This window comes from Escherichia marmotae (genome assembly GCF_002900365.1).
Classification (GTDB): domain Bacteria; phylum Pseudomonadota; class Gammaproteobacteria; order Enterobacterales; family Enterobacteriaceae; genus Escherichia; species Escherichia marmotae.
This window is the reverse complement of the sequence record NZ_CP025979.1, coordinates 834,064-861,062: the sequence shown is the minus strand read 5'-3', so window position 1 is coordinate 861,062 and position 26,999 is coordinate 834,064. Positions and strand designations below refer to the sequence as shown.

At 50.4% G+C, this 26,999-nt stretch carries 31 protein-coding genes and 3 pseudogenes; 5 read left to right on the top strand and 29 right to left on the bottom strand.

Annotated features, from left to right (window positions below; translation table 11 throughout):
• Positions 1 to 1,977, top strand: coding sequence for an alkyl/aryl-sulfatase (locus tag C1192_RS04685; RefSeq protein WP_038355856.1), 1,977 nt, complete (start codon positions 1 to 3; stop codon positions 1,975 to 1,977).
• A gap of 193 nt (positions 1,978 to 2,170) precedes the next feature.
• Positions 2,171 to 3,379, top strand: a complete 1,209-nt coding sequence (locus C1192_RS04680; protein WP_103194764.1) for an IS256-like element IS1414 family transposase — start codon at positions 2,171 to 2,173, stop codon at positions 3,377 to 3,379.
• A gap of 130 nt (positions 3,380 to 3,509) precedes the next feature.
• Here the strand turns inward: C1192_RS04680 and gpJ are convergent, their stop codons facing one another.
• From gpJ to C1192_RS04550, 26 genes and pseudogenes are all read right to left on the bottom strand, one after another.
• On the bottom strand, positions 3,510 to 6,923 hold the full coding sequence (gene gpJ, locus C1192_RS04675) for a phage attachment tail tip protein J (RefSeq protein WP_038355907.1): 3,414 nt from the start codon (positions 6,921 to 6,923) through the stop codon (positions 3,510 to 3,512).
• A gap of 60 nt (positions 6,924 to 6,983) precedes the next feature.
• A complete protein-coding gene (locus tag C1192_RS04670) occupies positions 6,984 to 7,631 on the bottom strand; it encodes a tail assembly protein (protein ID WP_001399694.1) in 648 nt (215 codons plus the stop codon).
• Positions 7,529 to 8,272, bottom strand: a complete 744-nt coding sequence (locus tag C1192_RS04665) for a C40 family peptidase (protein ID WP_038355906.1) — start codon at positions 8,270 to 8,272, stop codon at positions 7,529 to 7,531. The genes C1192_RS04670 and C1192_RS04665 overlap by 103 nt, the downstream gene beginning before the upstream one ends.
• 5 nt (positions 8,273 to 8,277) lie before the next feature.
• Positions 8,278 to 8,976, bottom strand: a complete 699-nt coding sequence (locus C1192_RS04660; protein WP_032215552.1) for a phage minor tail protein L — start codon at positions 8,974 to 8,976, stop codon at positions 8,278 to 8,280.
• 9 nt (positions 8,977 to 8,985) lie between these two features.
• The gene (locus C1192_RS04655; protein WP_000447253.1) at positions 8,986 to 9,315 is read right to left on the bottom strand and encodes a phage tail protein; all 330 of its coding nucleotides are present in this window, start codon (positions 9,313 to 9,315) and stop codon (positions 8,986 to 8,988) included.
• Positions 9,315 to 12,380: a phage tail tape measure protein gene (locus C1192_RS04650; protein WP_038355905.1), complete on the bottom strand. Its 3,066-nt coding sequence runs from the start codon at positions 12,378 to 12,380 to the stop codon at positions 9,315 to 9,317. The genes C1192_RS04655 and C1192_RS04650 overlap by 1 nt, the downstream gene beginning before the upstream one ends.
• The gene (locus C1192_RS04645; RefSeq protein ID WP_001161009.1) at positions 12,352 to 12,681 is read right to left on the bottom strand and encodes a phage tail assembly protein T; all 330 of its coding nucleotides are present in this window, start codon (positions 12,679 to 12,681) and stop codon (positions 12,352 to 12,354) included. Before C1192_RS04645 ends, C1192_RS04650 begins: the two co-directional genes overlap by 29 nt.
• Positions 12,682 to 12,689: 8 nt before the next feature.
• Complete coding sequence (gpG, locus tag C1192_RS04640; RefSeq protein WP_001370402.1) at positions 12,690 to 13,076, bottom strand: phage tail assembly chaperone G; 387 nt, start codon at positions 13,074 to 13,076, stop codon at positions 12,690 to 12,692.
• Between the two features lie 60 nt (positions 13,077 to 13,136).
• The gene (locus C1192_RS04635) at positions 13,137 to 13,880 is read right to left on the bottom strand and encodes a phage tail protein (RefSeq protein ID WP_038355904.1); all 744 of its coding nucleotides are present in this window, start codon (positions 13,878 to 13,880) and stop codon (positions 13,137 to 13,139) included.
• A gap of 10 nt (positions 13,881 to 13,890) precedes the next feature.
• Positions 13,891 to 14,292, bottom strand: coding sequence for a phage minor tail U family protein (locus tag C1192_RS04630; protein ID WP_001079419.1), 402 nt, complete (start codon positions 14,290 to 14,292; stop codon positions 13,891 to 13,893).
• Positions 14,289 to 14,867, bottom strand: a complete 579-nt coding sequence (locus C1192_RS04625) for a phage tail protein (RefSeq protein ID WP_038355903.1) — start codon at positions 14,865 to 14,867, stop codon at positions 14,289 to 14,291. Before C1192_RS04625 ends, C1192_RS04630 begins: the two co-directional genes overlap by 4 nt.
• Before the next feature lie 11 nt (positions 14,868 to 14,878).
• A complete protein-coding gene (locus C1192_RS04620) occupies positions 14,879 to 15,154 on the bottom strand; it encodes a DNA breaking-rejoining protein (protein ID WP_038355902.1) in 276 nt (91 codons plus the stop codon).
• Entirely contained in the window at positions 15,147 to 15,470 is a 324-nt protein-coding gene (locus tag C1192_RS04615; protein ID WP_001097050.1) for a DUF2190 family protein, read from the bottom strand. Before C1192_RS04615 ends, C1192_RS04620 begins: the two co-directional genes overlap by 8 nt.
• An 86-nt stretch (positions 15,471 to 15,556) precedes the next feature.
• Positions 15,557 to 17,584, bottom strand: coding sequence for a ClpP-like prohead protease/major capsid protein fusion protein (locus C1192_RS04610; RefSeq protein WP_154663975.1), 2,028 nt, complete (start codon positions 17,582 to 17,584; stop codon positions 15,557 to 15,559).
• Positions 17,529 to 18,053, bottom strand: a complete 525-nt coding sequence (locus tag C1192_RS25065) for a hypothetical protein (protein ID WP_241482983.1) — start codon at positions 18,051 to 18,053, stop codon at positions 17,529 to 17,531. Before C1192_RS25065 ends, C1192_RS04610 begins: the two co-directional genes overlap by 56 nt.
• Positions 18,053 to 18,265, bottom strand: a complete 213-nt coding sequence (locus tag C1192_RS04600; RefSeq protein ID WP_001072975.1) for a DUF6148 family protein — start codon at positions 18,263 to 18,265, stop codon at positions 18,053 to 18,055. Before C1192_RS04600 ends, C1192_RS25065 begins: the two co-directional genes overlap by 1 nt.
• Positions 18,262 to 20,361 carry a phage terminase large subunit family protein gene (locus C1192_RS04595; RefSeq protein WP_052463074.1) on the bottom strand — a complete coding sequence of 700 codons (2,100 nt, stop codon included), beginning with the start codon at positions 20,359 to 20,361 and terminating at the stop codon, positions 18,262 to 18,264. Before C1192_RS04595 ends, C1192_RS04600 begins: the two co-directional genes overlap by 4 nt.
• Positions 20,362 to 20,369: 8 nt before the next feature.
• A complete protein-coding gene (locus C1192_RS04590; RefSeq protein ID WP_001389340.1) occupies positions 20,370 to 20,897 on the bottom strand; it encodes a DUF1441 family protein in 528 nt (175 codons plus the stop codon).
• A gap of 562 nt (positions 20,898 to 21,459) precedes the next feature.
• Positions 21,460 to 21,666, bottom strand: a complete 207-nt coding sequence (locus tag C1192_RS04580; protein ID WP_000548593.1) for a hypothetical protein — start codon at positions 21,664 to 21,666, stop codon at positions 21,460 to 21,462.
• 295 nt (positions 21,667 to 21,961) lie between these two features.
• Positions 21,962 to 22,134: pseudogene (locus C1192_RS04575) on the bottom strand (GnsA/GnsB family addiction module toxin).
• Positions 22,135 to 22,306: 172 nt separating this feature from the next.
• Positions 22,307 to 22,537 (bottom strand): protein YnfN, encoded by a 231-nt coding sequence (gene ynfN, locus C1192_RS04570; RefSeq protein WP_000720960.1) that lies wholly within the window; start codon positions 22,535 to 22,537, stop codon positions 22,307 to 22,309.
• A 31-nt stretch (positions 22,538 to 22,568) separates the two neighbouring features.
• Positions 22,569 to 22,607 (bottom strand): annotated as a pseudogene (locus C1192_RS25615) (hypothetical protein).
• A gap of 2 nt (positions 22,608 to 22,609) precedes the next feature.
• On the bottom strand, positions 22,610 to 22,798 hold the full coding sequence (ymcF, locus tag C1192_RS04565) for a cold shock small protein YmcF (RefSeq protein WP_071528545.1): 189 nt from the start codon (positions 22,796 to 22,798) through the stop codon (positions 22,610 to 22,612).
• Between the two features lie 10 nt (positions 22,799 to 22,808).
• Complete coding sequence (gene cspI / locus C1192_RS04560; protein WP_000066495.1) at positions 22,809 to 23,021, bottom strand: cold shock protein CspI; 213 nt, start codon at positions 23,019 to 23,021, stop codon at positions 22,809 to 22,811.
• A 363-nt stretch (positions 23,022 to 23,384) separates the two neighbouring features.
• A complete protein-coding gene (locus tag C1192_RS04555) occupies positions 23,385 to 23,882 on the bottom strand; it encodes a DUF2514 domain-containing protein (RefSeq protein WP_001071778.1) in 498 nt (165 codons plus the stop codon).
• On the bottom strand, positions 23,879 to 24,412 hold the full coding sequence (locus C1192_RS04550) for a lysozyme (protein WP_001101173.1): 534 nt from the start codon (positions 24,410 to 24,412) through the stop codon (positions 23,879 to 23,881). Before C1192_RS04550 ends, C1192_RS04555 begins: the two co-directional genes overlap by 4 nt.
• Before the next feature lie 113 nt (positions 24,413 to 24,525).
• Here C1192_RS04550 and C1192_RS04545 point away from each other — a divergent pair, with 113 nt between their 5' ends.
• Positions 24,526 to 24,786, top strand: a complete 261-nt coding sequence (locus C1192_RS04545) for a hypothetical protein (protein ID WP_001306174.1) — start codon at positions 24,526 to 24,528, stop codon at positions 24,784 to 24,786.
• Between the two features lie 163 nt (positions 24,787 to 24,949).
• Here the strand turns inward: C1192_RS04545 and C1192_RS25610 are convergent.
• Positions 24,950 to 25,285 (bottom strand): annotated as a pseudogene (locus C1192_RS25610) (YdfR family protein); the annotation flags it as partial.
• 4 nt (positions 25,286 to 25,289) lie between these two features.
• The gene (locus C1192_RS04535; protein WP_000839581.1) at positions 25,290 to 25,505 is read right to left on the bottom strand and encodes a class II holin family protein; all 216 of its coding nucleotides are present in this window, start codon (positions 25,503 to 25,505) and stop codon (positions 25,290 to 25,292) included.
• A 218-nt stretch (positions 25,506 to 25,723) separates the two neighbouring features.
• On the opposite strand from C1192_RS04535, the gene ynfU reads away from it, so the two are divergent.
• Positions 25,724 to 25,894 (top strand): putative zinc-binding protein YnfU, encoded by a 171-nt coding sequence (ynfU, locus tag C1192_RS25455; protein WP_001405948.1) that lies wholly within the window; start codon positions 25,724 to 25,726, stop codon positions 25,892 to 25,894.
• Positions 25,895 to 26,257: 363 nt separating this feature from the next.
• Here ynfU and cspB read toward each other — a convergent pair whose 3' ends face one another.
• On the bottom strand, positions 26,258 to 26,473 hold the full coding sequence (cspB, locus tag C1192_RS04530) for a cold shock-like protein CspB (protein WP_000066482.1): 216 nt from the start codon (positions 26,471 to 26,473) through the stop codon (positions 26,258 to 26,260).
• A gap of 300 nt (positions 26,474 to 26,773) precedes the next feature.
• On the opposite strand from cspB, the gene cspF reads away from it, so the two are divergent.
• The gene (gene cspF / locus C1192_RS04525) at positions 26,774 to 26,986 is read left to right on the top strand and encodes a cold shock-like protein CspF (protein ID WP_000087756.1); all 213 of its coding nucleotides are present in this window, start codon (positions 26,774 to 26,776) and stop codon (positions 26,984 to 26,986) included.
• Positions 26,987 to 26,999 lie beyond the last annotated feature (13 nt).

Genomic DNA, 26,999 nt, shown 5'->3' with positions numbered 1-26,999 from the left:
ATGCAGCTTAATCATATTGCTAAAAGTCTGCTAGTCATGGGATTATTCACCACCAGTTCACTTCCTCTCATTGCCGCGGAAGCACCAAAAGAGGCCACCTCAGCCACCCAACAAGCGAATAATGCACTTTATAGTCAATTACCTTTTTCCGATAACACCGATTTCACTGATGCTCATAAAGGATTCATTGCCCCCATACCTCAGGAGGTGATTAAGGGTGAACAAGGGAACGTCATCTGGAATCCACAGCAATATACTTTTATAAAAGAAGGCGATAAAGCACCTGATACGGTTAACCCAAGTTTATGGCGTCAGGCGCAACTGATAAATATCAGTGGTTTATTTGAAGTAACCGACGGCGTCTATCAAATTCGCAATCTCGATTTATCAAATATGACCATCATCGAAGGTAAAGAAGGTATTACCGTCGTTGACCCACTGGTTTCTGCAGAAACAGCCAAAGTGGGTATGGATCTTTATTACAAAAATCGTGGTCAAAAACCGGTAGTGGCAGTTATCTACACGCACAGCCATGTCGATCACTACGGTGGCGTTCGCGGCGTGGTTGATGAAGCTGACGTTAAATCAGGTAAAACAAAAATTTATGCACCAGCCGGTTTTTTAGAGGAGGCCGTTTCAGAAAATATTATGGCTGGCAATGTGATGAGCCGAAGAGCCAGTTATATGTACGGCAACTTATTGAAACCTGATGCTAAAGGCCAGGTTGGAGCCGGGCTGGGAACAACAACGTCAGCAGGAACAGTTACATTGATTGCCCCTACCAACTACATCACCAAAACCGGGCAAAAAGAGACGATCGATGGGTTGACCTACGATTTTCTGATGGCGCCCGGTTCCGAAGCACCTTCTGAAATGTTGTGGTTTATCGAAGAAAAGAAACTGATCGAAACTGCAGAAGATGTCACGCACACCCTCCACAACACCTATTCACTGCGTGGTGCCAAAATTCGTCAACCTCTTCCCTGGTCCAAATACATCAACGAGGCACTCAATTTGTGGGGTGATAAAGCGGAGATAATTCTCGCTCAGCATCACTGGCCAACCTGGGGCAATGACAACGTCGTTAAACTGCTAAAAACCCAACGCGATTTGTATCGTTACATCAACGATCAAACGCTGCGCATGGCGAATCAGGGGCAGACCCGCGATGAGATCGCCGCAAACTTTAAATTACCCTCCTCGCTTGCTAACACCTGGGCGAATCGCGGGTATTACGGTTCGGTGAGTCATGATGTGAAAGCAACTTATGTGCTTTATCTCGGTTGGTTTGATGGTAACCCGGCAACGCTTGATGAATTGCCGCCAGAAGACGCTGCGAAGAAATTTGTCGAATATATGGGCGGTGCTGATGCCATTTTACAAAAAGCCAAACAGGATTATGACCAGGGTAATTTCCGCTGGGTTGCCCAGGTTGTCAGCAAGGTGGTATTTGCCGATCCAAATAACCAGGCTGCGAGAAATCTGGAAGCCGATGCGCTTGAACAGTTAGGCTACCAGGCAGAATCCGGGCCGTGGCGTAATTTCTATCTTACTGGCGCACAGGAATTACGTAACAGCGTGCAAAAACTGCCAACGCCAAATACTGCCAGCCCTGACACTGTACGCGCAATGACGCCGGAAATGTTCTTTGATTATCTTGCGGTGCACATTAATGGCGAGAAAGCAGCAGACGCTAAAACTGTATTGAATTTTGATTTCGGTGAAGATGGCGGCACTTATAAAGTAGAGCTTGAAAATGGTGTGCTCAATCACACTGCAGGTACGCAAGCATCTGATGCTGACGCGACAATCACTCTCTCCCGCGATGTCTTGAATAAAATCGTTCTGAAGGAAGAGACATTGAAAGAAGCGATAGATAAAGGCGAAGTCAAAATCAGTGGCAATGCAGAGAAACTCAACGAAATGTTAGGCTATATGGATAATTTTGAATTCTGGTTCAATATTGTGACGCCATAAGTTCAGCATAAATTGGGCAGGCTTCCTGCCCTTTTCTGGTTATAAGAAATGATTTTTGATAAAAGAAAACACTCTCATTATTCGTGGAAAAAACGACAGGATATGGTTATTCGTGGAATGTGAGCCTGTACATAGATTTGTGTAATTGCCTGATTTTGATATGTTCAATCCAGCATCAAATGAAGGTTAATTTATGGACGAAAAACAGTTACAGGCTCTGGCTAACGAACTGGCCAAAAACCTCAAAACCCCTGAAGACCTCAGTCAGTTTGATCGGCTGCTGAAAAAGCTCAGCGTTGAAGCCGCTCTCAATGCAGAGATGACACACCATCCTGGGTATGAGAAAAATCAGTCCAGACCAGGAGCTAACTCCCGCAACGGTTTTTCCACAAAGACCGTTATCACAGGCGACGGTCCACTGGAACTGCGTACTCCGCGCGATCGTGACGGTACCTTCGAACCACAACTGGTAAAGAAAAATCAGACCCGTATTACCGGGATGGATAACCAGATCCTCTCGTTGTATGCCAAAGGGATGACCACCCGTGAGATAGCTGCTGCGTTCAAAGAACTGTATGACGCAGATGTTTCACCGGCACTGATATCAAAGGTTACCGATGCCGTGATGGAGCAGGTTGTAGAATGGCAAAACCGACCACTGGATGCTGTTTACCCCATTGTTTATCTTGACTGTATCGTCCTGAAAGTTCGGCAGGACAGTCGCGTCATCAACAAATCGGTGTTCCTGGCACTGGGCATCAATATCGAAGGTCAGAAAGAACTGCTGGGTATGTGGCTGGCCGAAAATGAAGGGGCGAAGTTCTGGCTCAATGTGCTGACTGAACTGAAAAACCGCGGTCTGAACGATATCCTCATCGCCTGTGTGGATGGCCTGAAAGGCTTCCCGGATGCCATCAACACAGTATATCCGAAGGCCCGCATCCAGTTATGCATCGTGCATATGGTGCGCAACAGCCTGCGCTTCGTGTCATGGAAGGACTACAAAGCCGTCACTCGCGACCTGAAAGCGATTTATCAGGCTCCCACGGAAGAGGCAGGCCAGCAGGCACTGGAAGCGTTCGCTGCGGCCTGGGACTGTCGCTATCCTCAGATAAGCCGAAGCTGGCAGGCTAACTGGCCGAATCTTGCCACGTTCTTCGCTTATCCAACGGACATCCGCAAAGTGATCTATACGACGAATGCCATCGAGTCGCTAAACAGCGTGATCCGCCATGCGCTCAAAAAGCGTAAAGTGTTCCCGACAGACGACTCGGTGAAAAAAGTGGTGTGGCTGGCAATCCAGTCTGCGTCCCAGAAATGGACGATGCCGTTGAAGGACTGGCGAATGGCAATGAGCCGCTTTATTATCGAGTTCGGTGACCGCCTGGACGGTCACTTCTGAGAAAAGGCATTTACACAGAATCTTAAACAGGCTCTTTCCGGATTCTTACACAGCCACTGGATCGGTCAACTGATCCTTAACTGATCGGCATTACACCATTTCTGGTGCCCTTATATGGGTTATAACAATTTCAACGAATACTGATGCAGGAAGCGGCTTTTTTGGTCACAATCACCGTACAGTCGGTGATATTACCTGCCCACTGATTGCCTTTATGGAAAACCTTAAACTCCAGAGTGACGCTTCCCCTGCCACTCGGCATATCAATAACCGCACTGTAGCTACCGGGAATGGCCCCTTTAGTTTCTCTGGATGCGATTAATACACCGTTTTTGCGAACTTCAAAACCATAACCCGTGTATCTTGTACCTCCCGGGTTATTACCACTTCCCGGATCGCTATACGCTATTCCGTTAAAGATAATGGGCGGAATAATGATTTGACGGTCAAAGTTATGATCATCGCTGATGGTGACTGTAACCGTCCCGTTTGGTGTTTCCGTGTTACCCCACGTACCAGCCTGTTTCGGAAATGATTTGGATACAGCTTTAACGAAGTCACCTCTGACCTGAGTCGCCTCCAGCATGCCCTTAATCGTACAGTTTTCATTTACCGTGACATTGTTGAGCGTCCCGGCGTTCGCATTCACACTGCCACTGATATCCGCATTTTTAGCGGTCAGCTTTCCGTCTGATGTCAGGGAAAATACCGGAGGACTGCCACCACTGGTAATGGTGGGGGCCGTCAGGCGCTTCAGGAACACGTCGTTCATGAATATCTGATTGCCCTGCGCCACAAACATCGGCGTTTCATTCCCGTTTGCCGGGTCAATAAATGCGATACGGTTAGCGGCAACCAGAAACTGACTCAGTTTGCCTTCCTCCGTGTCCTCCATGCTGAGGCCAATACCCGCGACATAATGTTTGCCGTCTTTGGTCTGCTCAATTTTGACAGCCCACATGGCATTCCACTTATCGTTGGCGTCCTTCCACTCTTTCGAAAACTCCTCCAGTCTGCTGGCGTTATCCTCCGTCAGCTCGACTTTTTCCAGCAGCTCCTTGCCGAGATGGGATTCGGTTATCTTGCCTTTGAAAAAATCCAGGTAACCTTCCGCATCATCGCTCGCCCGACCGACGGCCTCCACGAATGCCGATTTGCCAACGGTGTTCACACTGCGGATATAAAAGTAATAATCATGGCCCGGTTTGATATTGATACTGGCGGCTATCCAGTACAGCGCCGTACCAAGATAGCGGGCTGTGGTTTCAACCTGCCTGATATCGGTAATCCGCTTTTCCGAGAACCAGAACTCAAACTGTACCGTCGGGTCATAAACGGCAAGATGCGGCGTGGCGGTTATCTGAAAATAGCCCGGCGTCAGCTCAATCCTCGACGGTGCTGCCGGTGCGGCAATCAGGAACGATACCGACGCCGGATCGCCCTGCTGCCCCCACGCATTTACCGCCCGGACTGTCAGCCTGTAGTTCCCCAGCGCCAGTTGCGTGAAGCGGTATGTGGTTTCCGTCGTCCGGGCCGTGCTGACCAGCCGCTCACTGCCGTCGTCCGCTGTTACGGTCAGACGGAGCAGGAAGCTCACGCCCTTCACCACCTTCGGTGTGTCCCAGCGCGCCAGCACCTGATATTCCCCGCTGTCTGCAGTGACTTCGGCGGTCAGGTGCTGCACCGCTGGCGGCGTGACACCGTTCACCGTGCCACTCTGTTCGCCGTCAAAGTGCGCCCCGTTATCCACGATGGCCTCTTTTTCCGGCACATGCTGCACGGCGGTGATGGCATACGTGCCGTCATCGTTCTCACGGATACTCACGCAGCGGAACAGTCGCTGGCGCAGCGTCGGCAGCTTCAGCCCCCATACGCTGTATTCAGCAACACCGTCAGGAACACGGCTCACTTTTACCTTCACGCCGTCGGTGACGGACTGAACCTCCACGCTGACCGGATTGCCACTTCCGTCAACCAGGCTTATCAGCGTGGTACCGGAGGATGGCAGCGTGATTTCACGGTCGAGCGTCAGCGTCCGGGTCTGGCTGTTCACTGCCAGCACACGACCACCGGTGCTGATACCGGCATAGTCATCATCACAGATTTCAATAACATCGCCCGGTACATGGCGAAGCCCTTCTGCGCCGACGCTGAAATCCACGGTCTGCGTTTCCAGCAGTTCTGTTTTAATCAGCCACAGCCCGGCGCGGTGTGCCTGCCCCCGGCTGGTACAGCCAAAGGCATCCATCTTCGTGACGTTACGACCGTAACGGGCAATGGCCTGCGTGTCCTCCACAAGCTCTGTCGCCGTCTCCTGGCCGTTATCCGGGTCAATCCAGTTCACCTCAACGGCATTATGGCGGTCCTTCAGGGCGCTGAAGCTGTAGCGGAACGGCGCGCCATCATCCGGCATCACCACATTACTGCGGTTATAGGTCCACACCTTATCCGACGGTCGGTCCTGCACGAACGTCAGCGTCTGCCCGTTCCATACCGGCATACAGCGCATCGCCGAGCAGAAATCACTGAGCACATCCCAGGCCTTGCGCTGTGTGGTCAGGTACGCATTACAGGCGATGCGCGGCTCCGTGCCGCCAAAGCCGTCCGGCACCGACTGGTCGCAATTCTGGCCGATGACATACAGCGCCCATTTATCCACATCTGCCGCACCAAGACGTTTCCCCATGCCGTAGCGCGGGTGGGTCAGCATATCCCACAGACACCAGGCCATGTTGTTGCTGTATGCCGGTTTTAACGTTCCGTCCCAGATACCGCTGTATTGCCGCGTCTGCGGGTTATAATTCGACGGCACCTGCAGAATGCGCCCGCGAAGATGATAATTACGGCTCACCTGCTGGCTGCCGAACTGCTCCGAATCCACCTGCACGCCGACCAGTGCCGTGTTCGGGTAGCACTGTTTCACATCGATGATTTCGGTGTATGACGACCAGAGCGTTTTGTTCTGCAGCTGGTCTGTGGTGCTGTCCGGCGTCATTCTGCGCATCCGGATATTAAACGGGCGCGGCGGCAGGTTATCCACCACCACCGAGGCCAGATACTGCGAGGTGGTTTTGCCCTTAATGGTGATGTCTTTTTCCGTCACCCAGCCACCATTACGCTGTATCTGAACCAGCAGGCGAACTTCCGACGGATTCCGGTCCCCCTTTGAGGTGGTTTCCACCAGTGCCTGCACACCGAAGGTAAAGCGCAGTCGGTCGATGTTTGCCGACGTGATGGTGCGGGTGATCGGCGTGTCGTATTTCACTTCCGTACCCAGCACCGTCTCGGAGCCGGAGGATTCAAATCCCTCCGGCGGAGTCTGCTCCTGCTCACCAGCCCGGAACACCACCGTGACACCGACGATGTTGGTATTCCCCTCACTGTCCAGCACCGGCGTACTGTTCAGCAGCACGCTTTTTAATCCATCCACCGGACCTTCAACCGGCCCTTCACTGATGGCATCAATCACACTCAGCAACTGCGTGGATTTCAGGTTGTCCTTCGCTTCGCGCGGGGTATGCCCCTTACTGCTGCCTTTACCCATTCGTCACGCTCCATAAACGACAAAACCGCCCGCAGGCGGTTTCACATAAAATGTTTTGCATCAGCGACCAATCACCACAACCTGACCACCATCCCCTTCGTCTGCCGTGCTGATCTCCTGAGAGACCACCCGCGACCCCACGCGCATTTCACCGTACAGAACGGGCAGAACATTGCCCTGGGCAACCATGTTATCCAGTGACGAGAAATAGGTGTTCTGTTTGCCGTTATCTGTACTTGCTGCCGTGGGCGTCCTGGCTTTCGGTGCCAGCATCTGCGCCACTCCGCCCAGGATCATACTGGCCCCTGCCGCATACATGCCCGATACAGCCGCGGCACCCAGCCAGCCCACAGGGTTCCACCATGCCACCGCAATCAGCGCCGCCCCCAGCACCACCTGAAACACACCGCCACTTTTAGCTCCCGCCAGACGCGGCACGATGTGGATCACGGCACCATTTGCCAGCGGCTCATTAAGACGGGCAGACAATTCGGTTTCACCTGCATCACGCCCGGCAATGCGTACCTGGTACCAGCCGTCGCTCAGTTTCTGACGAAACGCCGGGTTCTGCATGGCCAGCGCCCGGATGGCTTCGGACCCCGTTTTCACTCGAAGGTCGATGCGGCGGCCAAATCGTTGTAAATCCCCGTAAAGGCAGATGCGTGCCATGCCCGGTGACGCCAGAGGGAGTGTGTGCGTCGCTGCCATTTGTCGGTGTACCTCTCTCGTTTGCTCAGTTGTTCAGGAATATGGTGCAGCAGCTCGCTGTCACCACAGTAAATGGCGGCATGATTCGGCACCGATGAACCAAAACAGCACAGCAGCACATCGCCCGGCTGCGCCGCTGACAACGGCACCTGATACAGCCCTGTGGCCTCCAGATTATCCAGATAGAGATTCTGACCGTTACGCCACCAGTCATCCTCGCGATGAAAATCCGGCATCTCAATCCCCGCCAGATGGTAAGCATCCCGGAACAGCGTGTAACAGTCCGTCACCCCGTGCTCAAAGCGCCGCCCGGAAAGATGTGGCACACAGCGGAACTTGTGAATCGCCCCCCGGCAGACCAGCCACCACGGCAAATCACTCTGCACCTGCAGCCGCCGGTCGGCCTCACTCAGCCAGGGCAGACCACCGGGGTGGCTGTGGACCAGCGCCACAATCTCACCCTGCATTTCTGCCTGCAGCCAGTCTTCCGGCGACATACGGAAATACGCCTCCGGCTCACCGGAGATATTCACGCAGGGGAAATATCTTTCCCCCTCCGGCGTGCTTACCACGAAGCCGCACGACTCCGCTGGCGCACATCGCCGGGCGTGCGCCAGAATCTCTGATTCTGTCTGTGTCATGGGATTTACTGCGAAAGTTTGTTAATGGAAAGGAAGCCGCCAAAGTTGCCGACGTTATTGCGGAACTTACAACCGCTCAGGCATTTGCTGCATTTATCCTTCGTGATATCGGACGTTGGCTGGTCATATTCATCCGCGACAGCCGGACCGCTATAACCGCACTCGTCACCGCGATAGGTCCAGGTGCAGGTGTTGGCCAGCATGATACGTCCCGGAAAAACAGCGCCATCCGTTTCCGTCGGCGTGGACAGTACAAAGGAGGCACTCACCGCGCTCAGTTCGCTGCACTGCTCAATGCGCCAGCGGCTGATCACCTCCTGCTCCGGATCGGCGTCACTGTTTCCGTTGACGAAGTTCACCGCATCCAGAAAACGGGCGTAAACCTTACGCCGGACCACCGTTCCGCCGACCAGACTCTGCAGGTCTTCCGCCATCCCGGTGACCATGCCGTGCAGGTTAGAAACCGTCAGTGTCGGACGGGCAGCACTGCCCTTGCCGTTCAGTTCAAATCCCGTCCCCTGAATGGGATACGCCTGATACTGTCGCCCCTGCCAGGTGACCGGCTCACCTTTTTCGTTCTGCTCATTACAGAAAAAATAACGTTCTCCACCGACCACTGTCAGATCGATTTCCCAGAGCACCACCTGGGCTGACTGAGTGAGGCGTGTCGTCTCATGATGTGTTTCCTGTGGAATATCCTGCATCAGAGACTCCTATGCCACGACCTGTTCAAAATCTGCCGTTATGGTTACCCACAACGCCCCCACGCTTGCCGACCATTTACGACAAACCACCCTGATCGGCTTCCAGTCATAAGGTGGCGTCCACTGAAATGCGCGGACGCCACCGTGCCGTTCCAGAAAGGCTTTTAAAGATGGGTGTTCACATTTACGAACACGTATCGTCACGCTGTAAGTCGACAACTGGTTATTCAGTCCCGCCGCACGACGCTGTTCATAACCATCGCCCAGCTTCACTGTCACCACTTTCGGCTCTGATACCACATTCATATCCGGGCGCACTTTCCAGTGAAACGTCTCCATTACCGATATGCTCCACTTAACCGACCACCATCACGGGCCTGCTGTTGCATAAAGTCCGCTGCCGCTTTTTTCCCAAGGTCATAAACCACCTTCAGGGCAGCCGGACCTATCTGCCCGTTCGTGCCATCGTTATTGATCTCGATGTTGTACTGCGGGGCAAACATCGCCATACCTGAACCACCAATATCCGCCACAACCCCCAGCTTACCGTCAGCACCACGACGCAGTGGCAGAATGGCTTCAGGTCCAGCTTCCCCCATCACACCCGCGCCTTTTGCAAAAGCAAAAAACGTCGGACGGTTAACCACCGTGCCACTGTAACGACTCAAATCAGCAGACTGATAAATCCCCCCATTGGCATTCAGGGAAAGGCTGCTGAGATCAAATCCCAGTACACTGCCAATCCCTTTTATCGATTTCATCATGGTTGCCTGCGCCAGGATTTTCGCCATATCTGACAGCACCGAAGAGGTGAAGGATTTGAAGTTGAGTTTGCCGGTAGTGACAAAAGTTGCCAGGCCATTTCCCATGTTGCTGAAGGCTGACGAGAACACCTGTTCTGCTGTTCCTGCCGTATTGTCTGCATCCACGGTAAAATCCTGAAATGCACGCAGGACTCCGTTTTTCCAGTTACCCTGCACAACTTCAAGCTGTTGCCAGTAACGGCGATTCTCATTCAGTTGTCGGTTCAGGCTCTCCGTCAGCGCCTGCTCGGCCTTTCTGTAGTCATCCGTGTTATATGTCCCTTTCTGCTCACTATCCCGCCTCAACTGCTCCAGCTGTTGCTGGTATTTCTGGCGAAGACTCAGTTGTACCTGATATCGCTGCCGCTGCTGATCACCCATACCCACCGTGGCGATATCCAGGTCATGTTGCTGACGCTGAGCGCGCTCTTCTTCAGCCAGTTGACTGGTCAGCTGAATTGTTTTTTTCTTCAGATCGTTGAGTGCCGTCTGTTTCTGAAGCTCCTGCTGTTTTACATCCAGCAGCGTCAGTGCCTGAATCAGTTCATCTTTACGGGCCAGCACACTCTTTTCATCTGCCGTCAGTTTTTTCCCGTCCAGATCGCTGATGCGCTGCTGCAGAGCCAGAAGCTGTTTATGCGCTTCTGTCATCTTTTCAGTGGCAATGCCTGCTGACTGTCTTGCAGCAGCAATCTGTCCTTCCACCTGTGCCTGTTGCTGACTGTACTGCAGCAATAACCGGGTGGCCTCATCATTACGGGTTTCGCGTGTTTTTTTCTTACCGGATGCCAGGGCTTTCTCGTAACGTTCATTTTCACGTTGTATCGCTGCATCCCTGACAGCCTGATCGGCGTACTGCATGGAATTAATACGCGCAATTTCACGCTGATGTCGTGCTGCTTCCGTTTCATTCATCCGGTTCAGTGCAGCATTTTCAGCATTACGTCGTTTCTGTTGCTCCTGATAATTCCGCTCTGCCTGCTCTTTTGCATCCTGCAAATCCTTCTGGCGTTTTTTCTCCTGAAGATCGTTAAGACGCTGCTGATCGTATTCAACCTGAGAAGATGATGCCGTCCAGGGGAGTCTTTTCGCCCGCGACACTTTCTCCTGTAAAGCGGCAATCTGTTCATCCAGCGAGTCTTCACGACCAATATTCATGGCCGCATCCCAGAAACGACTCCACAAATCAGACAGATACTTCAGCGTACTGCCAAGCGCATTGAGGTTATTATCAATATCCGCAGTACGCCGACCGGTTTCCTCTGCCAGTGCAGACATGGCTATCCGTGCAGCATCACTGGACCGTCCCTGATCCCCAAGGACACGTATCTGCTCAAGCTGAGTGGCAGTAAGAAAATGCAGCTCATTGTCCAGAGCCTTCGCGGCATTTACAGGATCATCCTTCAGCCGCTTAAACTGATTTATGGTATCGCTGACCGACTGGCCAACCGATCGCTCCATCTGTGCGGCAGCTCTCGCCACCATACCGATATCGTTTCCACGAAATGCACCACTCCCCACCACCTGAGCCAGCGCACCGGCTGCAGCATGTTGCGTGATACCATTCCCGGAAATAGCACGACTGAGCGTCCACAGCTGCCCGGCAGTGACTCCGGCATAATGCCCCGTCAGCGACAACTGGCGGTTAAATTCTTCCCCCTCCTTCTGACCGTCATACCAGGCTTTACCCAGACCATAGACGGACGCGGCAATACCGCCAATAACCCCGCCAAGCATCATGCCTTTCGGTGACATCAGAGTGTCTATCCATCCGGCACGGTTAGCCAGCGTTATCCCGGATCCCCTCAGCGCCCCTAAATTGCCGCGGGCCAGTTCACCTATCAGAACGCCTATCTCCTGGCGGGCCGCTGCACTTTTCAGACCCAGCGAATGCGTGGCTTTTCCTGCCTGCTCCATTTTGCGGATATACACTTCTGCAGCACTGCTTACCCCCAGCTGGGCAGCCTTAGCACGAAGCAACTCAGAAGAAGAAAGATTCTGGCGGGTTGCCTGCTCTTTAAGCTGACGGATAAACGCCACTTTCTGTCGGGTAGCCTCTTCCTCAGCCTGCGTAAGAACACGGGTTTTCGCCGTAACCTCAGAAATCAGCGCCAGATAATCCTGCTGACCAATCCCGCCACTGTTTCTGGCCTGTCGGATCTGCTGCTGAATACGCTGTAATTCCTGCAGCCCCGCACTGGCCTGTTTCACACTGTCAATCTGACGATAAAACGCAGCAGCTGCTTTATCCTGAGCCTCCGCCAGAGCCATGGCCTGCGCCTGTTCCTCGCGCATTTTCTGGCTCAGTGCCTCCATACGCTGGCGGGTTTTCTCCACCTCGCGGGCCATGCGTTCATGAGCCTGTGCGTTCTTCTCCACCGTCTGCGCATGGACGGATGCGGCTGTTGCAGCCGAAGACGCCGCCTGCGTTGTCTGCCGGGCGGCCTGAGTCTGACGCTCCATAAAACGCTGCATACGGGCAGAAGACCGTTCTGCATCGCTGGCTGCACCATTCAGAAGGTTTTTGATACGGGGAATTTCATTTTTAAACTCTGCCGCATCAATCCCCAAATCAATGACCAGGTTGGCTATCTGGTCCATAACGCACACCTCCGGAAATACCTTCCCCAAGATGCATCAGTTCTTCGTCCGTTCGCTCCGGTATCCCGTTCTCTTCCGGTAAAAGGCTGAAATCAGCCACCGCAGCATCACTGCTGCCGGACACCATTCTCACGATCAATGCCTTCAGCGAGGCAAACTGCGCATCCATCCACACATCACTGAAGCTCTGCATCCGGAAATAATCGCCCCACTCACCAAGCTCAGTGGCCGACATTTCCGACAGCATCCGCCGCCAGTCTGCCCGCCGGAACTCCCGGGCAAGCCGCATGACAAACTGCATTTCCCGCGTCAGGACTTTTCCGGCGTCAGCACCTCATGCTCCAAATCCCCGGCATTATCAATGGCCCCCATACCGCTCAGCGACAGAACCATCTCCGCCCCCGCACCCAGGGCATCATACGACCATGTTGTAATAACGGATGCGTAAAGCGTCTCAACATCCTGAGACTGTTCCGCATTCCACAGTGAGCGGGAAACCAGCCAGGCATTGATATCCATCCCCATCCGCAGAAAAGCAATCTGTCGTTCAGCCTCCGGCAGTTCTCCCTCCCCGGCATCAAACTTTGCCGTTCGCTGCTGAACAAACGTCAGATATTCAATTCTCTGCAGCCCGGACAGCTCACTGAGCACCACGGACTGTTTTTCATAATTAAACGTGTCCTGTTTCAGAAACATCATGTTCTCCACCTGCAAAAAAGCCCCGAATAACCGGGGCAAATGATGAGTATCGTCCTGTTAACCTGCTGCGCTGACAGTCACCGCAGCCACAGCCACAAAATTCCCGTCAGCGGTCATGCCCACAATGCTGACACTGCCCTGCTTCACGCCTTTTACCGTGGCCACAAGTCCGTTCAGGGTAACCGTGGCAGTCTGTGGATCTGACGAATGCACACTGATCGCTTTGTCACTGGCTCCGTCAGGTTTTACTGTAAAGGTCAGCGTGGTGGTTGCTCCCACTTTTACACTGGCAGATGCCGGTGATACTGTCAGCCCGGTAACGCTCACGGTTTCAGTGCCTTCCTCTGCCAGATACGGACGCCCCACACCGCTGATTTTCACAGTGCGGGTCATCACGTCTTTTGAGGCAATGGTTTTACCCAGTGAGCTCAGCCAGCCACGGAAAACATCAACAGTGCTGTTGGGATATTTGATACGAAACGCGCAGACTTCACCGGAGTCGAACAACTGAACCAGTTTTTTCTGCCCGCTGTCACCCGGACGCCAGGCCAGCGTCGCCGAAGTATCACCAACGGATTTCTGCCCCTGGGTTGTCGTTTTCCAGTCTGCATCTTCATCATCGAGATAAGTGTCATCTTCTGCATCAGCGGTCATTTCGCCAGGTTGCAGATCCTTCACCATCGCAAGACGCAGCCAGTCAGTGTCCGATAAAGGGTTCGCAAACGCATCGCCCTTGCCGGTATACATCCAGAACGTCGTTCCCGCACCTTTCGTTTTTGCCAGTGGATTTGGTGTGGTCATTACCACCTCCTTAATTCGTGTACGTGATCTGGTACGTGATTTCCGCCATCGCCCAGGTGGCCATCTCATTATCACGTTGATAGTTAAAACCGAGTGGGATCAGGGTGTCGATGAGTCCGGAAAGTGCTGGTACATCATTCAGGGCCGGGAAAATGGTGCTCTCCATCCACATATCCAGCTCTGAATCCGGTGCCTGTGCCCGGATGAAGACAGCAATATGCAGAACAGCCTGCCAGTCATCTTCATCCGTCATTTTTCCGGTGTACTGAGCATCACTCAGCCACACCGCCACGGCAGGCAGTTCCTGCGCATCAACAAATGCCGGAAGCCCGTCAAAAAACGTGGCGCTGTCTCCACACTGTTCTCGAAGGCGTGCCAGTACGACCTGGCGGATTTGTGTATGTCGGTTCATCGGGCCAGCCATAACCTCAGTTGTTGTTTCAGTGCATACCCCAGCTGTTTCGGCATTTCCGCAGCAATGATGCGGTCGCGGGCATCTTCAAATGCCTGTGTCAGCTGTCCGGACAGCGGGATTTTCACCACATCAATGGGGTAACGATTTTTGCCATCAATACGCCGCATCACATGCCAGCGACCATTCGCCAGTTGCTGAATAAACGCATCCCGGAAAAGATATTTACCCACCTTCAGCACACTGCCACGGTACTGCAGTTTTCCACCACGCCGGGCCAGTCTGACCCGGGCTGTCCCCAGCTTAATGGCAGGCAGATTGCCCCGGTTAACGCGGATCCTGGCCGTCATTTTTCCTGACGGACTGGCTTTAAACACCCGGACACGCTGACGTACCAGTTTCAGGGGGATCCCTTTCACCTGGTTATCTCCCGCAACGGTATTCCCGGCAACCTGCCGGGTGGTAACCGAGACCGCTTTCTGTGCCACACGGTTTATCGCCCATGCGCTGGCCTGTGGCACCATACGGGTATCAAGGCTGTTCAGATTGCGGATGGCATTCTCAAGCCCCTTCATCCCACACCTCTTTACTCAATAAAGATCATTGGCTTACCGTTAAAGCGTTCATTCCGTGTGACCGTCCATTGTTGTCCGTCATAAACAACGCGATCCCCGCGCCGTGGGCGGTATCCCGAAGAAAACACCACCAGAGAGACCGCAGGTCCGGACAGAGCATTCAGCTCTGCCAGTGTTTCTCCCGGGATCACAGTCATATCGACATCATTAATCGAGGCTGTCTTTCCCATCTTTCTAACCGTGATAGCATCCATACGCGCTGCCAGCCGGGAAAAGGGATCAGACATTGAGTTTTACCGGCACTTCTTCTGCACTGGTTCCGGCATCTGCCCAGACAACCCCGACCAGCGGATCAGAGCCGCTGTTAGTCAGCTGAACTTTTCCGGACTTCAGATAAACCTTCTTACCCGTTTTCATGTCATCCGTTTTCAGCTTAGGCAGCATAAACACACCTTCGGTCATGCCGTCGCCTGTTTCACCCTGTGGAATATCGGTCAGCGCCACCGCAAAAACATCGCCCACCTGCACCAGATCTCCGCTGCTGATGGCTGCACTGGCAACAATCGCCACCGTTTTTCCTTCTTCTACAAAATTCTTTGCCATAACTGTCTCCGCACAGCCCCGTTCAGGGGCTGATTTCAGGTACAAAAAAAGCCCTTACGGGCCATCAGAGTTGTTGTCTGCGACGTTTACGCCGTACATTTCACCAGACCGCGGTGATCAACTGGCGCGACACCGGCGTCAATACGCACTTTCGTTGTCACGCCATCCACACTGAAGCCCTCCATCTGATCAATATATAGCGTATCCACACCGTTGAGATAAGCCACTTCAATCGTATCGGAGCCTTTTGACGCAGCCAGGTAGAAGGTGGTCTGGCTGTTATCATCAAGACGAGGCTCTGCAATAACGGTCGCAAAATCTTTCACCGGGTTAATAATACCGGCGTTAATGTCAGCCCCCTTGACACTTGAGGAGCGAATGACCTGGTTAGCAACAGACTCCATCGCCGTCGGTACCAGTACGAACGCAGGACGAATATTCAGATGACGCTCCCCCTCTTTCTGAACGCGCATCAACTGGCGGGCTTTATCCAGCGATGCCACGTCCATTGCAGCGCTCTCCAGTACGTTTGCATGTTTCGCTTTATCGAACAGACTTACATTATCTGTGGAGATTTTCGGGTTAGACGTCAGAATGGCATAAACCAGATCGGCAATAGTGGATTTCGCCGCACGGCCCAGTTTCATCGGGACATCGGTCAGCATATTCAGATCATCATTGATAATGGCCTGACGGGTGATACTGAACAGCTCGCCATAGGTCGCCAGTGCAATAGTGGCCTGTTTATCTCCGGTGGTGACGTATTTATATTCCGCCCCTTCACGCACCTGACGCAGAGCACTGAAGCCCCCCATACCCACACGATGGGCAATTTTAAAATCAGACAACTGACCTTTCCGCGTCCACTGTTCATAGGTTTCAGGGGCATCTTCCCAGCCCTGCAGAATGGCTTTGTTCGCAACATCCAGCAGAATATTACCGAAGTCAGACGTACTGTGTGTGAACGCCGCACCGACCATCTGCATCGGGTTATAACCGGAAACCCCAATACCCCGTTCAGTTAGTGACATACGGGCATATTCACGCAGGGTCATCCCGTTGTAGACATTATCACGTTCGGTTTTTTCAAATCCGGCACGCGCCATCAGCGCCTGGCGAATCCCGTCCCCCACAAAATTACCGTTACCGGCATAAATATGAGCCGGGGTATTTTTATTGGATGGCGTGGACTCGCGCCCCATCTCGTTCAACAGCTTTTCACGGGCCTGCTCCAGCGAACATTCAGGATCGGCAAGACACTGGGCCTGCAGCGTCTGATAACGCCCGCCAAACATGGCAAACAGATCATTAATACCGTTTACACGCGCTTTTTGCTCTGCCAGTACCTGCGCACGGATACTGTTTTCATCCACCACGGGTGCTGCTGCCTGCACTGGCGTCCGGGAGGCTGCAGGTTCATCATCCTGTACGCGTGGAGCACTGTTGCGTGGCGGAGTAATCATGTTTCGAATGGATTCCGGCATCTTTTTAAATTCCTCTGTACGTTTTGACTGAATACATGCCATTGCCTTAACGGCTGGTGTCACCTGATCAGCAAATCCCTGTGCCAGACATTCGGCACCGGACATCCAGGTCTCATCCGCCAGCATGGCAGCAATTTCATCGGTGGTTTTCCCGGTTTTCTGTGCATAAGCGGGTAACAGAACCGCCTCAACTTTATCGAGCAGGTCGGCATAGGTGCGCATGTCCTCCGCATCACCGCCCGTAAATCCAAATGGTTTATGAATCATCATGAAGGAGTTTTCCGGCATAATGACCGGGTTTCCCACCATCGCAATGACCGACGCCATTGACGCCGCCACACCGTCGACATAAACGGTAATGGACGCACCATGTGTTTTCAGTGCATTAAAAATGGCGATGCCTTCAAAGACATCGCCACCCGGTGAATTAATATGGAGATTAATGTGGGTGATATCGCCCAGTGCATTCAGATCACTGATAAACTGCTTCGCCGTAACACCCCAGAAACCAATCTCGTCATAAATATAAATATCCGCGTCACTCTGGTGACCTGCCTGCATCCTGAACCAGGAATTATTCTTCGGACTGGTCGTCGGTGTGCTGCGGCTCCTGTCGTTTCGTTGCGGCACTGCTGCCTCCTTTATCACTGGCCGGATCGGTATCAAATACCAGATCCAGCTTGCGGTTTTCATCAATTTCGGCCTTGCGCCGACGTTTGACATCATCTGGATTACGACCACCTGCACGTACCCAGTCTGATTCTGTCGCCGCTCCACCACGAATCTGAATTTTCCAGGCCTCAGCCTCCTTAACAGGGTCAATCCACGGCATCACCGGTCTTTTCCCCACCACCCGTTCTTCCAGCTTGTCAAATACACCAATGACCAGATCGTGGTTGTTATCAAGGTAACGGGCCTGCTCACGTAACGACACGGCCCCGTACTGGCTTAACTGGTCGGCAGTTCGGTTCTCCCGTCGGGCTTTGTGTGTCCGCGTCGTTTTTACGGCCTCATAAGCCTGGATCACCGCACGGGAACGCAGCCTTGCCGCTTTCCATCCTGGTGAAAAAACGCCAATCACATCATCAAGAATTGCCATCAGAACCTCGCCAGCCGGTACCCGGGATGCCCCCGTCGTCGTGTAATCAGAGCCGCAAGGCGGCGCTCCCACTCCTGCCGCCCCTGCCGGATCTCAGATAAGTTTTCCATGGTCATCTGCTGACCATTAAAAGTGACGGATTTTCCGTCCAGCACCGCCATTTCAGCTTCCGTATAACGCTGAATCATGGCTTCGATATCATTCTGGTTCATAACCATCCTCCGGAAGTCAGCCAGGGGTTAACATCGTCAGTTACTGTTTTCTTCCGTTTTTGTTTTTTAATAGGCGTGGATACCGGTTCCGGTGAGGATGACGGTTCGGTACTGTCCTGGACACACTCCAGCCAGGTTTCCCGGCTCGCCCACTCCGGTGCATCCGGCCAGCGGATCTTTTCGTATCCATGCAGAATGACCAGAGCCTCGGCATACACCATCAGGTCAAAAGCTTCGTTGGCACCGCGACCCGGCTTACTCCATTTCCCGTCACTGCTCCGCTCTTCATACGTCAGTTCGTCGTAAAACCAGCTCCCCAGCCAGTCAGGGAAATGCACATAGCCTGGACCTGGCGAGTCACGCCATAACGCGTTATTCACCCGGTCTTTCAGGGCATCCGTCTGAAGAAGCCAGAGCGGCACATCACCTGCGGCCTGCGCCCGGCGGCCCGTTCGTCCGGTGTTATCAGGGAATGTACGGCTGATCAGTTTTGCGCGCCGGATGCTGTCACCCTTAAACAGGTAAATACGTTTACCAAGGCCATCACGACGGCAACGACGCCAGAATTTATAGGCATTATCAGTGACCCCGTCTTCACCGCCGGAGTCCACCGCCATTGCCATCAGTCGCATTTGTTGAGAAGGATCGGAGGCCAGCGGCCAGCTTTTATGAAAAACATCCGTCAGCAGGACATCCCAGTCTTCTGGATAGCTGGCCGGATCAATTCGCTGGCTCTCCCCGTCGCAGTCACTGCGCAATGACTGCGTGATGTTGTAACGATCAATAATCCAGCGTTCGCCACGACTGCCATAGCCCGTTACCTGAACCACAAAACGGCGATGACGTCCCGCCTGCACATCCACTGTCGCCACAAGGAAATTAATGCCATCCGGCACACTGCGGGAAGGAACTGGCTCTGCCCGCTGCTCAAGCAGTTCACTTTTTCGTTGCTCCATGCTGGCACGAGGAAGATAAGGCAATCCCCAGTCGGTGTTGATAACCGCCCTGAGTGTTTCTTCGCTTCCTGTCGCTTCATACTCCTGTTCTGCAGTCAGTAATTTGTAAACCAGTTGCGCCCAGGTCTGATACGCAGCAGCTGGCCCTTCCATCCAGAAACTGGCGATACGGGAGCGGCGCGGTTCACCGGAAACGTTGCCGTTACGATCAATGACCTGACCTTCACGCAACCAGACTCCTGCACTATTGAGCTCACGCTTTTTCTCCGCAGTGATAATGCCGCTGCAGTGCGGGCAAAGTAGATACGCCGCCTCACTGGCTTTAAAGGGATCCGGTTCATTACGGTAGCCGGTCATGGCATCCATGGCTGGCTGAAAATATTCACCGCAGTGCGGACATGACCAGTACCAGCGGCGGCGGTCACCACGATTGTAAAGGGAAAGAATACCAGTCGTCGGTGGCGCTTCATGAGGCGACTTACGTCGCCATTTGCTGTCGCAGATGTCACGTCCCGGCGAGCTCTCCACCAGAGTCATCCCGGCGGACATAAATGTGGTGGTACGTTTTGAGGCCAGGGAGAAACCATCACCCTCGCTGTCGATATTCTCCGGAAAACGGTCGTAATCGGTTAAGGCGACAAACCGGTAATCCGACGACGACATAATGTTGACCGAGGGCCAACCAATTTTAAGGAACGAGCCATCCCTGAACGTCTTATCATGGACATTATTGTCGTTACGACGTGGACTCATTCTTTTCTTTACCGCCGCACTGCTTCTGAACGTTCTGTCGAGGCGCTTTTTAGAATGCTCGCGGGCCTTATCTTCGGTCATCTGCACAACGAGCATGTCCGAAGGATCGCAAACGATGGTATAGACAATCCATCCATCGATCAGACCAATGGTCTTCCCTGTTCGCGCAGGACCAACAAAAATCACCGCATCGTATTCACGCGATGCCAGGCAGTTCATGGGCTCAATGATGTAGGGTGTCAGTTCAGGATCCCATGGCACCGAGTTACCAGCCCCCTTGGGAACACGCATGAATTTTTTTACAGCCTCCGAAATCGGCATGCGACGTGGTGGGGAAAATCCTGCCGATATGTCCCTTCCCAAATTTCGGGCTGATGAAAAACCCATTATTCCTCCTAGAGACTCTCTCCTTCCTCATCAGGAATTAATTCAGCAGCACAAGCCTCGTAGGATTTTTCCTGAAGAGTGTATCGCAGGTCATCAATTGCCTGCTGTACAACGCCGACGGCCTGAGGAGTCAGGGCGCAATCGCGTTCAAGAACATCCGGAATTGTCTCCAGAACCTGGACGACAGCCTTTCTCATGGACGAATAGACGATGACTACTTCATCAACGGGGATGAGTTTTCGCTGCTCCTTTTCCAGCTTGATCCTTTCATTTTCAGACTGGTACCAGTCCTTTCTCTCTTTCGGCTCCATACGGGATGGATCATGAACAGAGTCTGCTGCCTCATGCTTCACACTAAACAGGGCTGGCCCGACATGCTGCAGGGCGTAAACGGGGTTCCCCCTGACAGTCGCAGCCACAGGAGTGTTGGCCGCGAGAAGCCGTTTTTTTACTGTGTCCCGGTGAAGCCCAAAGGCCTCAGCGATTTTAAAAACACTCCAGTAATAAGCATCACCGATCCCGCTCACATTTGACATAAGCAACTCCATCTGGCAGGTGAAAATCATGTTTATTTATATATTTCAATTAATTGTAAACTGGTCTAATGACAGGGAGAAAAAAATATTGTACAGGTGAAAAGAGAAATAACTTTTAATTATCAATAAATTACCAAACATGCTGCCGCCGCCATGGAAATGCAAAAACTAGCCTTTTTCCGCGACGCTCCCGCCCCGTGGCAGGGCCCCCCACTGGGAGGACCCGACAGCCTGACAACCGTGACGAGCATCTGTAACAGAGCTTTACATAATGGCATGGGGATAATTCAGAAGGACATCACAGCATGCCCACACAAATTAGTGTGAGTGTCCTGTTTCTTACTACGCGCAGGACTGACGAGCATGAGGGGAAAATACGAGAACCGAAATGCCTTATCTTCAGAAATGCAGCCGGCATCCGAACTGGACGATATTGTAAATTCACCTAAATACGAGGCATTGCTGTAGTTGAATTGCAGTACTGTATTAGCCTGACAGTGACAGAATACGATATTGACTCTGTCACTTGTGAAATGGTCAGAATGGTTAGCAGTTATGGTGATCAGTCAACCACCAGGGAATAATCCTTCGTATTCTTATCGTGCTTTACTAACGCGGCCTCAATTGCCCTGAATGCTTCCAGAGACACTTGATGTTCTATACATGCAATTACAACATCCGGGTAACCCATCGAAATGGTGCTATTAAGCATAGTTTTTACACGAACCTGCTCCTGGGAGGGGGCATCAGTGTATTGATCTTTATGCATTTTGTCGCTCCATGCGTTTGCTCTTCACTTGCGGCTAAAAATATAACGTCAAATCACTCAGCATGAAAGAGTGAAAGTTTCAGCGCGTTTCCCTTACATAATCTGTCGTTTGTATTCTCTTCAGGCATACCGGAAAGACTAGGTATTGTCACACAACCAATACCATCGACAATCGAGATTTATACCTATTCGGTAATGTTTAAATATAACAAAACCCCGTAAAAACGAGGTTTATGGGTAATTTGTATTGTTGAATAGCATCTGATGAGAAATTGATGCTAATACTATAAACATACTAGATTAAATCAATCTTGATATCATAGCTTTCAAGACCAGTCATTTTTTCCCGTGCAGTAAACTGGATACTGGTAACTTCTTTCCCGGTCTTTTTCTTAAGCTCAATGATTTTTTTGTTATATATTCAGAAATATCTGCTTCTGTTTTTGTTTTTAACTCTTCAATGTTCATCATTTCCTCTTTTAGTCTGTTATGACTTTCCTGGTACACAGTAGTGTCAATTATATGGAGCAAACGTATAAAAGATAAGATGAAACATCGCAATAATCAACATACGACGGTCTAAATTTCACACAAACAGATAAAGATGACTATCATTTATTATCAATGCATTAGAATCAAATCAATTCAAGAGTCTCATTGCTGCTTCCAGAATTTCTTCTGAAGTTACATGTCGATCCGCTGCTACATAAATGACTTTATGATCTCCGGTCAGAGATGGAAACCCTGCAGCCATTACAGTGAGGTGTGTTGTTTCGCCATTTGGATATTCACGCATGATGGTGTTAACTCCGGTCATCACTGGCACTACCATTGCTGGTTCAGAGTTAAAAAAAACTATTATTTTTTTCATAATGTTACCGTAATATGTGAGTATCCATCGACTAGACACTAAGCAAAAAAGCTCCCGAAGGAGCCTTCATTTTCACTTTCTTAAATCTAACGACAGACGGCTAACATTTAAGTATTGTGAAATATTATCAAATGTAATCATCATTGATTTACAAAAGATACATTTTGCCCCGAAAGGATTCCTGTCAGAAACATCAAAAGATGATGTTCTATACTGAGAACCATGGCAACACGGGCATCTAAAGTGAATATGGTTTGTAATATTTTCTACCTCAAAGTGCCACAACATGAACAGCCGCGGGGCCTTTAGGTCCGTTCTCAATACCAAATTCGACTTCCTGATTCTCAGTTAACGTTTTGAAATCGTTGCTCTGAATAGCTGAGAAATGGACAAACACATCTTTGCTACCATCTTTCGGCGTGATGAAACCAAAACCTTTTTCAGGGTTAAACCATTTCACTAAACCAGTCATTTTGTTAGACATCATTATTACCTTTTGAAGAAGTTAGCCCTTGGGCAGAATGGTCCGAAAAAAAATATCAGAGAGAAAAACCAACAAGGAAATCTCAAGAGGTACAAATAATAAAATTATAACAATGACTGCTTCAGATAATTTTGTAACAAACCAGAACACCATTAACGCATGATTAACCAACCATAGCAAGGATTACTTTTGTAAAGAAAAACACACGAATGAAACAATAGCTTTATTTATTAATAAAACGTGTCATTCTGTCTAATGACCTTTTATCTTACCCTTAAGATTTCAAGGATTTTGACTCATGGAAGAGTCCTTTTTATTTAAATTTCACATTCAGCGCTAAAAATAATCCGATTTAATATTAATCTACATCTGATATTTTTTATCTCTTAAAGATTCATAAATCCGTTGACAAGTCACTCCTGCGATGTAGCGTTTGTCAGCAATTTCAGCATAAAGCTGAGCTTCTGCTGCAATATCTCCGAGCATGTTGGTGAGCATTCCTTCGGCGGCTTTGGTTGTTTTGCCTCTGACGGCAGCGGCAAGATTTGCGGTATGCTGCGCTGCGTCAAGGCGTATGGCATATTTTGTTGCTTCGGCACGCAGCTGGTTAACACTATCAGACAGATCAGCAGCCCTGGCAGAAATTTCAGCGGCTTTCTGTTGTGCATCTTTAACAGCCTCATCACGGGATATAGTTCGCCCCTGTTCAATTATTCGAGCAGCAAATTGGACATTTACCTCTTGAGATAATTCGGCAGCATCACGCTCCGCCCATTTTTTTTGCCATCCTCTGTCGCTCCAGACATTACCTACGACAAATCCTACCAACACGAGCAAAATCACCGTGAATATCTGATTCACTGTTCTATCCCCCAGCAGGTTAATGCACTCTCCTGGTCACGACGAATAACCTGACCGTAACAATTATTTGAACGAATGCGGCAATCACGTCCACCGTCCTTTATCCACCAGCGAATCGCCTCGCATGCGCCTTTACGATCACCGGCATTAAGCCGCTTATAAAACGTCGACGGAAAACACTTACCAGGGCCAATGTTATAGGGACAGAATGACGCGATACCGGCTTTCTGTGGCTCGGTCAGTGGAACTTTTATATTGCGCTCCACCCATGCCAGCGCCTTATCCCGCTCAATGGCGTTAACCTGGGCGCATTTTTCCTTCGACAGTTTCATTCCCGGAATAACAGGTTTACCGTCCACCATCGTTGCTCCCCGACAGATGGTCCATATGCCGGAGCCATCGCGGTATGCAGTGGTGTGATTCCCCTCTTTTTCATCCAGAAACTGATCGAGAATGTCAGGGGCAGGAGCACTGGCGGCAATCAGTGCCAGAACAGCAGCCGACAGGCTGTATCTGATTTTTACGTTCATGGATATTTATCAGGATTTATCGGCTTCAAATCCCCGGATATGTTAAATCTTACCTCGCCAGTGATGGGCACTGGCGGGAGGAGGATGTCAATCTGATAAACACAGAGGTGACTATGGATTACACAAATCTACCAAAACAAACTTTTGCTGATTTAATCGCACTCAGGCAAGCAGTCGTAGCTCTAATCAACTTGTTGCCGGAGAAGGAAAAGGAATTAGTTAAAGCGCTTCTTAACAGAACTGCCGCCGATTTTTCATCATATCCACTGACAGATGACCTTGCGGACCTTCCTGAATTAATTGCAGCGTCTGCCATTAAGCTTACTGAAGAGATTTACCCTCCTCAAAAATCTTCACAAAATTCCTGCGAGTAACTTCAATGCAATAATCGTAAAACGCCGCAAACTGCTCATCGCGGCGTTTTTTTTCATCTTCAGAAGGAATCAGCACCGACAATTTTTTATTCAGATCAGCGACGCTGCCCTCCAGTTTTTCAATGGGCGATTCAATATCATCTTTTTCTGACCGCAATGCCGTCGGTGGCGTCTTCAGAGAACCAGTAATTCTTCCCGGTAGCTTTCCTTTGTAGGTTATCCACACATTCTGCGCCTCTAAAATTATGGGGCGCTTTTCCGGCGACTGCTCATCCCCTTCACATAACCCGGCAGCAACATCCAGGAAGAACTGTCTAATGCTCCTTCTCGCTGCTGCCTCATAAAACTCCAGCGCGGCACCTTCAACACGGTCCAGCGAGATGTCCAGGTCAAAAATTTCACCGTCAAAGCGTTTTTTGTCCCGTAAGGCTACAGTTACCGCCACTTTATTCTCAAAATTGCGGACTCCTTTCACAACCAGTTCATAGACTTGTGTCATTGGATTACTCTCTTCTCGCAACCTTACGCCTGTCTTCTTTAATCTTGAAATAAAGGTTTGTCAGATATGTCAGCAGGCCAAAAACCAGACTACCCAGCACACCGATTGCAGCCCACTGTGACGGAGTTACTTTATCGAGTAACTGCAATGCCCAGAAACCAGCATTACCAGCCGATGTGCCATAGGCGATACCTGTTGTTAACTTATCCATTGATTTCATATCCTCACCCCGATGTACACAGATGGTGCAATATGTTTGAAAAGATCGGAGTCTATGGGTTAGTTTTTATAGCAAACGTTGTTCTCAACGGCGCTAAAAAACAGACACATTAAAAATGTGGGTAATTATTTTAAAAGAAAATCATATATTAAATAATAATACGAGATATGTTTTCATATTTAGTGTACTGTATACGGCCATTTATACAGGAAAAGCCTATGTCAGAACGTAAAGACTCAAAATCACGCCGTAATTATCTCGTTAAATGTTCCTGCCCAAACTGCACCCAAGAGTCAGAACACAGTTTTTCAAGAGTACAAAAAGGTGCTCTTTTGATCTGCCCTCATTGCAACAAAGTATTCCAGACAAATCTTAAAGCTGTAGCTTGATTGATTTTATTCGTAACAAGTATTTTTTATATTTTAATAACATATTTAAAGCAGACAATAAAAAACCCGCCTGAGCGGGTTTAATATTGTGGTGCTTTTTGTGGGAGTCATCCACTTACGCACTTTGTTTTGCTATGCTAGCAGTTAGCTTCTGCTGTAAAACTATTCATGCAGCAAACCTGCACTTCACCACAATGGTTAGCATACTTTTCCTGATTAAGTTATTGCCAAATATGCTGGTCATTGTTTCATGTATTGGATCTCCTTACTATTTATTAAAGAGATCCAATATTCACCACTCTGTCTGTATCTCCACTCAGGCATCAGCCTTCTTCGTTATCGTATACAGACAAACTATTAATTTTAATCAGTAATTATGACATTTGCTGCTGCAGGACCTTTAGCACCACTCTCTACAGAGAAGGTAACCTTTTGACCTTCAAATAAGGTTCGAAAATTATCATTCTGAATCGCAGAAAAATGCACAAACACATCTTTACTACCATCAACAGGAGAAATAAAGCCAAAACCTTTATCAGCGTTAAACCATTTTACTAAACCAGTCATTTTATTTGACATTCTACATTCCTTAACTTGAGCCTTTCGGCATAAATGGCTTGTATAACAGAAACGACTTCGTACTTAATTGGAGAGACTCAAAGAAGGAATAAGTGAATAACACCTGAAATGAGAACTGCTTTAGTAAACTACTTCGTATATCGTCTGTTCTTCAAACCGACGCAATCATTAACGCATAGTTGAACATATGAAGCAATGTTTATTTTAGACATCCAGCCATCTTCAACCCCATCAAAAAACTATAGCTTTCTTCAGGAACGTGTGTATAGTGCGCCAAGTTATCAGTATTAAGGAATTTTTTTGTCCCGTAAAATGACAGGAATTGTCAAAACCTTTGACGGCAAAAGCGGCAAGGGTCTTATCACCCCATCCGATGGTCGTATCGATGTCCAGCTTCATGTTTCAGCGCTCAATCTCCGCGATGCAGAAGAAATTACCACCGGATTACGCGTGGAATTTTGCCGGATAAATGGTCTGCGTGGCCCTTCAGCTGCCAATGTTTACCTTTCATGAGCTATATTAAAGC

What these genes read in the sequence shown, in the direction of transcription:
- C1192_RS04580 (WP_000548593.1), bottom strand. Translation starts at nt 21,666, where the DNA reads ATGCATAAAGATCAATACACTGATGCCCCCTCCCAGGAGCAGGTTCGT.
- C1192_RS04680 (WP_103194764.1), top strand. Translation starts at nt 2,171, where the DNA reads ATGGACGAAAAACAGTTACAGGCTCTGGCTAACGAACTGGCCAAAAAC.
- C1192_RS04545 (WP_001306174.1), top strand. Translation starts at nt 24,526, where the DNA reads ATGGATTACACAAATCTACCAAAACAAACTTTTGCTGATTTAATCGCA.
- C1192_RS25065 (WP_241482983.1), bottom strand. Translation starts at nt 18,053, where the DNA reads ATGGCAATTCTTGATGATGTGATTGGCGTTTTTTCACCAGGATGGAAA.
- C1192_RS04655 (WP_000447253.1), bottom strand. Translation starts at nt 9,315, where the DNA reads ATGGAGACGTTTCACTGGAAAGTGCGCCCGGATATGAATGTGGTATCA.
- C1192_RS04665 (WP_038355906.1), bottom strand. Translation starts at nt 8,272, where the DNA reads ATGACACAGACAGAATCAGAGATTCTGGCGCACGCCCGGCGATGTGCG.
- C1192_RS04625 (WP_038355903.1), bottom strand. Translation starts at nt 14,867, where the DNA reads ATGAAGGGGCTTGAGAATGCCATCCGCAATCTGAACAGCCTTGATACC.
- ynfN (WP_000720960.1), bottom strand. Translation starts at nt 22,537, where the DNA reads ATGAAAAAAATAATAGTTTTTTTTAACTCTGAACCAGCAATGGTAGTG.
- C1192_RS04645 (WP_001161009.1), bottom strand. Translation starts at nt 12,681, where the DNA reads ATGCAGTTTGTCATGCGGCTTGCCCGGGAGTTCCGGCGGGCAGACTGG.
- C1192_RS04660 (WP_032215552.1), bottom strand. Translation starts at nt 8,976, where the DNA reads ATGCAGGATATTCCACAGGAAACACATCATGAGACGACACGCCTCACT.
- C1192_RS04635 (WP_038355904.1), bottom strand. Translation starts at nt 13,880, where the DNA reads ATGACCACACCAAATCCACTGGCAAAAACGAAAGGTGCGGGAACGACG.
- C1192_RS04630 (WP_001079419.1), bottom strand. Translation starts at nt 14,292, where the DNA reads ATGAACCGACATACACAAATCCGCCAGGTCGTACTGGCACGCCTTCGA.
- cspB (WP_000066482.1), bottom strand. Translation starts at nt 26,473, where the DNA reads ATGTCAAATAAAATGACTGGTTTAGTAAAATGGTTTAACGCTGATAAA.
- C1192_RS04595 (WP_052463074.1), bottom strand. Translation starts at nt 20,361, where the DNA reads ATGGGTTTTTCATCAGCCCGAAATTTGGGAAGGGACATATCGGCAGGA.
- C1192_RS04590 (WP_001389340.1), bottom strand. Translation starts at nt 20,897, where the DNA reads ATGTCAAATGTGAGCGGGATCGGTGATGCTTATTACTGGAGTGTTTTT.
- C1192_RS04550 (WP_001101173.1), bottom strand. Translation starts at nt 24,412, where the DNA reads ATGAACGTAAAAATCAGATACAGCCTGTCGGCTGCTGTTCTGGCACTG.
- C1192_RS04615 (WP_001097050.1), bottom strand. Translation starts at nt 15,470, where the DNA reads ATGGCAAAGAATTTTGTAGAAGAAGGAAAAACGGTGGCGATTGTTGCC.
- gpJ (WP_038355907.1), bottom strand. Translation starts at nt 6,923, where the DNA reads ATGGGTAAAGGCAGCAGTAAGGGGCATACCCCGCGCGAAGCGAAGGAC.
- C1192_RS04670 (WP_001399694.1), bottom strand. Translation starts at nt 7,631, where the DNA reads ATGGCAGCGACGCACACACTCCCTCTGGCGTCACCGGGCATGGCACGC.
- cspI (WP_000066495.1), bottom strand. Translation starts at nt 23,021, where the DNA reads ATGTCTAACAAAATGACTGGTTTAGTGAAATGGTTTAACCCTGAAAAA.
- ynfU (WP_001405948.1), top strand. Translation starts at nt 25,724, where the DNA reads ATGTCAGAACGTAAAGACTCAAAATCACGCCGTAATTATCTCGTTAAA.
- gpG (WP_001370402.1), bottom strand. Translation starts at nt 13,076, where the DNA reads ATGTTTCTGAAACAGGACACGTTTAATTATGAAAAACAGTCCGTGGTG.
- C1192_RS04620 (WP_038355902.1), bottom strand. Translation starts at nt 15,154, where the DNA reads ATGTCTGATCCCTTTTCCCGGCTGGCAGCGCGTATGGATGCTATCACG.
- C1192_RS04600 (WP_001072975.1), bottom strand. Translation starts at nt 18,265, where the DNA reads ATGAACCAGAATGATATCGAAGCCATGATTCAGCGTTATACGGAAGCT.
- C1192_RS04535 (WP_000839581.1), bottom strand. Translation starts at nt 25,505, where the DNA reads ATGAAATCAATGGATAAGTTAACAACAGGTATCGCCTATGGCACATCG.
- C1192_RS04685 (WP_038355856.1), top strand. Translation starts at nt 1, where the DNA reads ATGCAGCTTAATCATATTGCTAAAAGTCTGCTAGTCATGGGATTATTC.
- C1192_RS04650 (WP_038355905.1), bottom strand. Translation starts at nt 12,380, where the DNA reads ATGGACCAGATAGCCAACCTGGTCATTGATTTGGGGATTGATGCGGCA.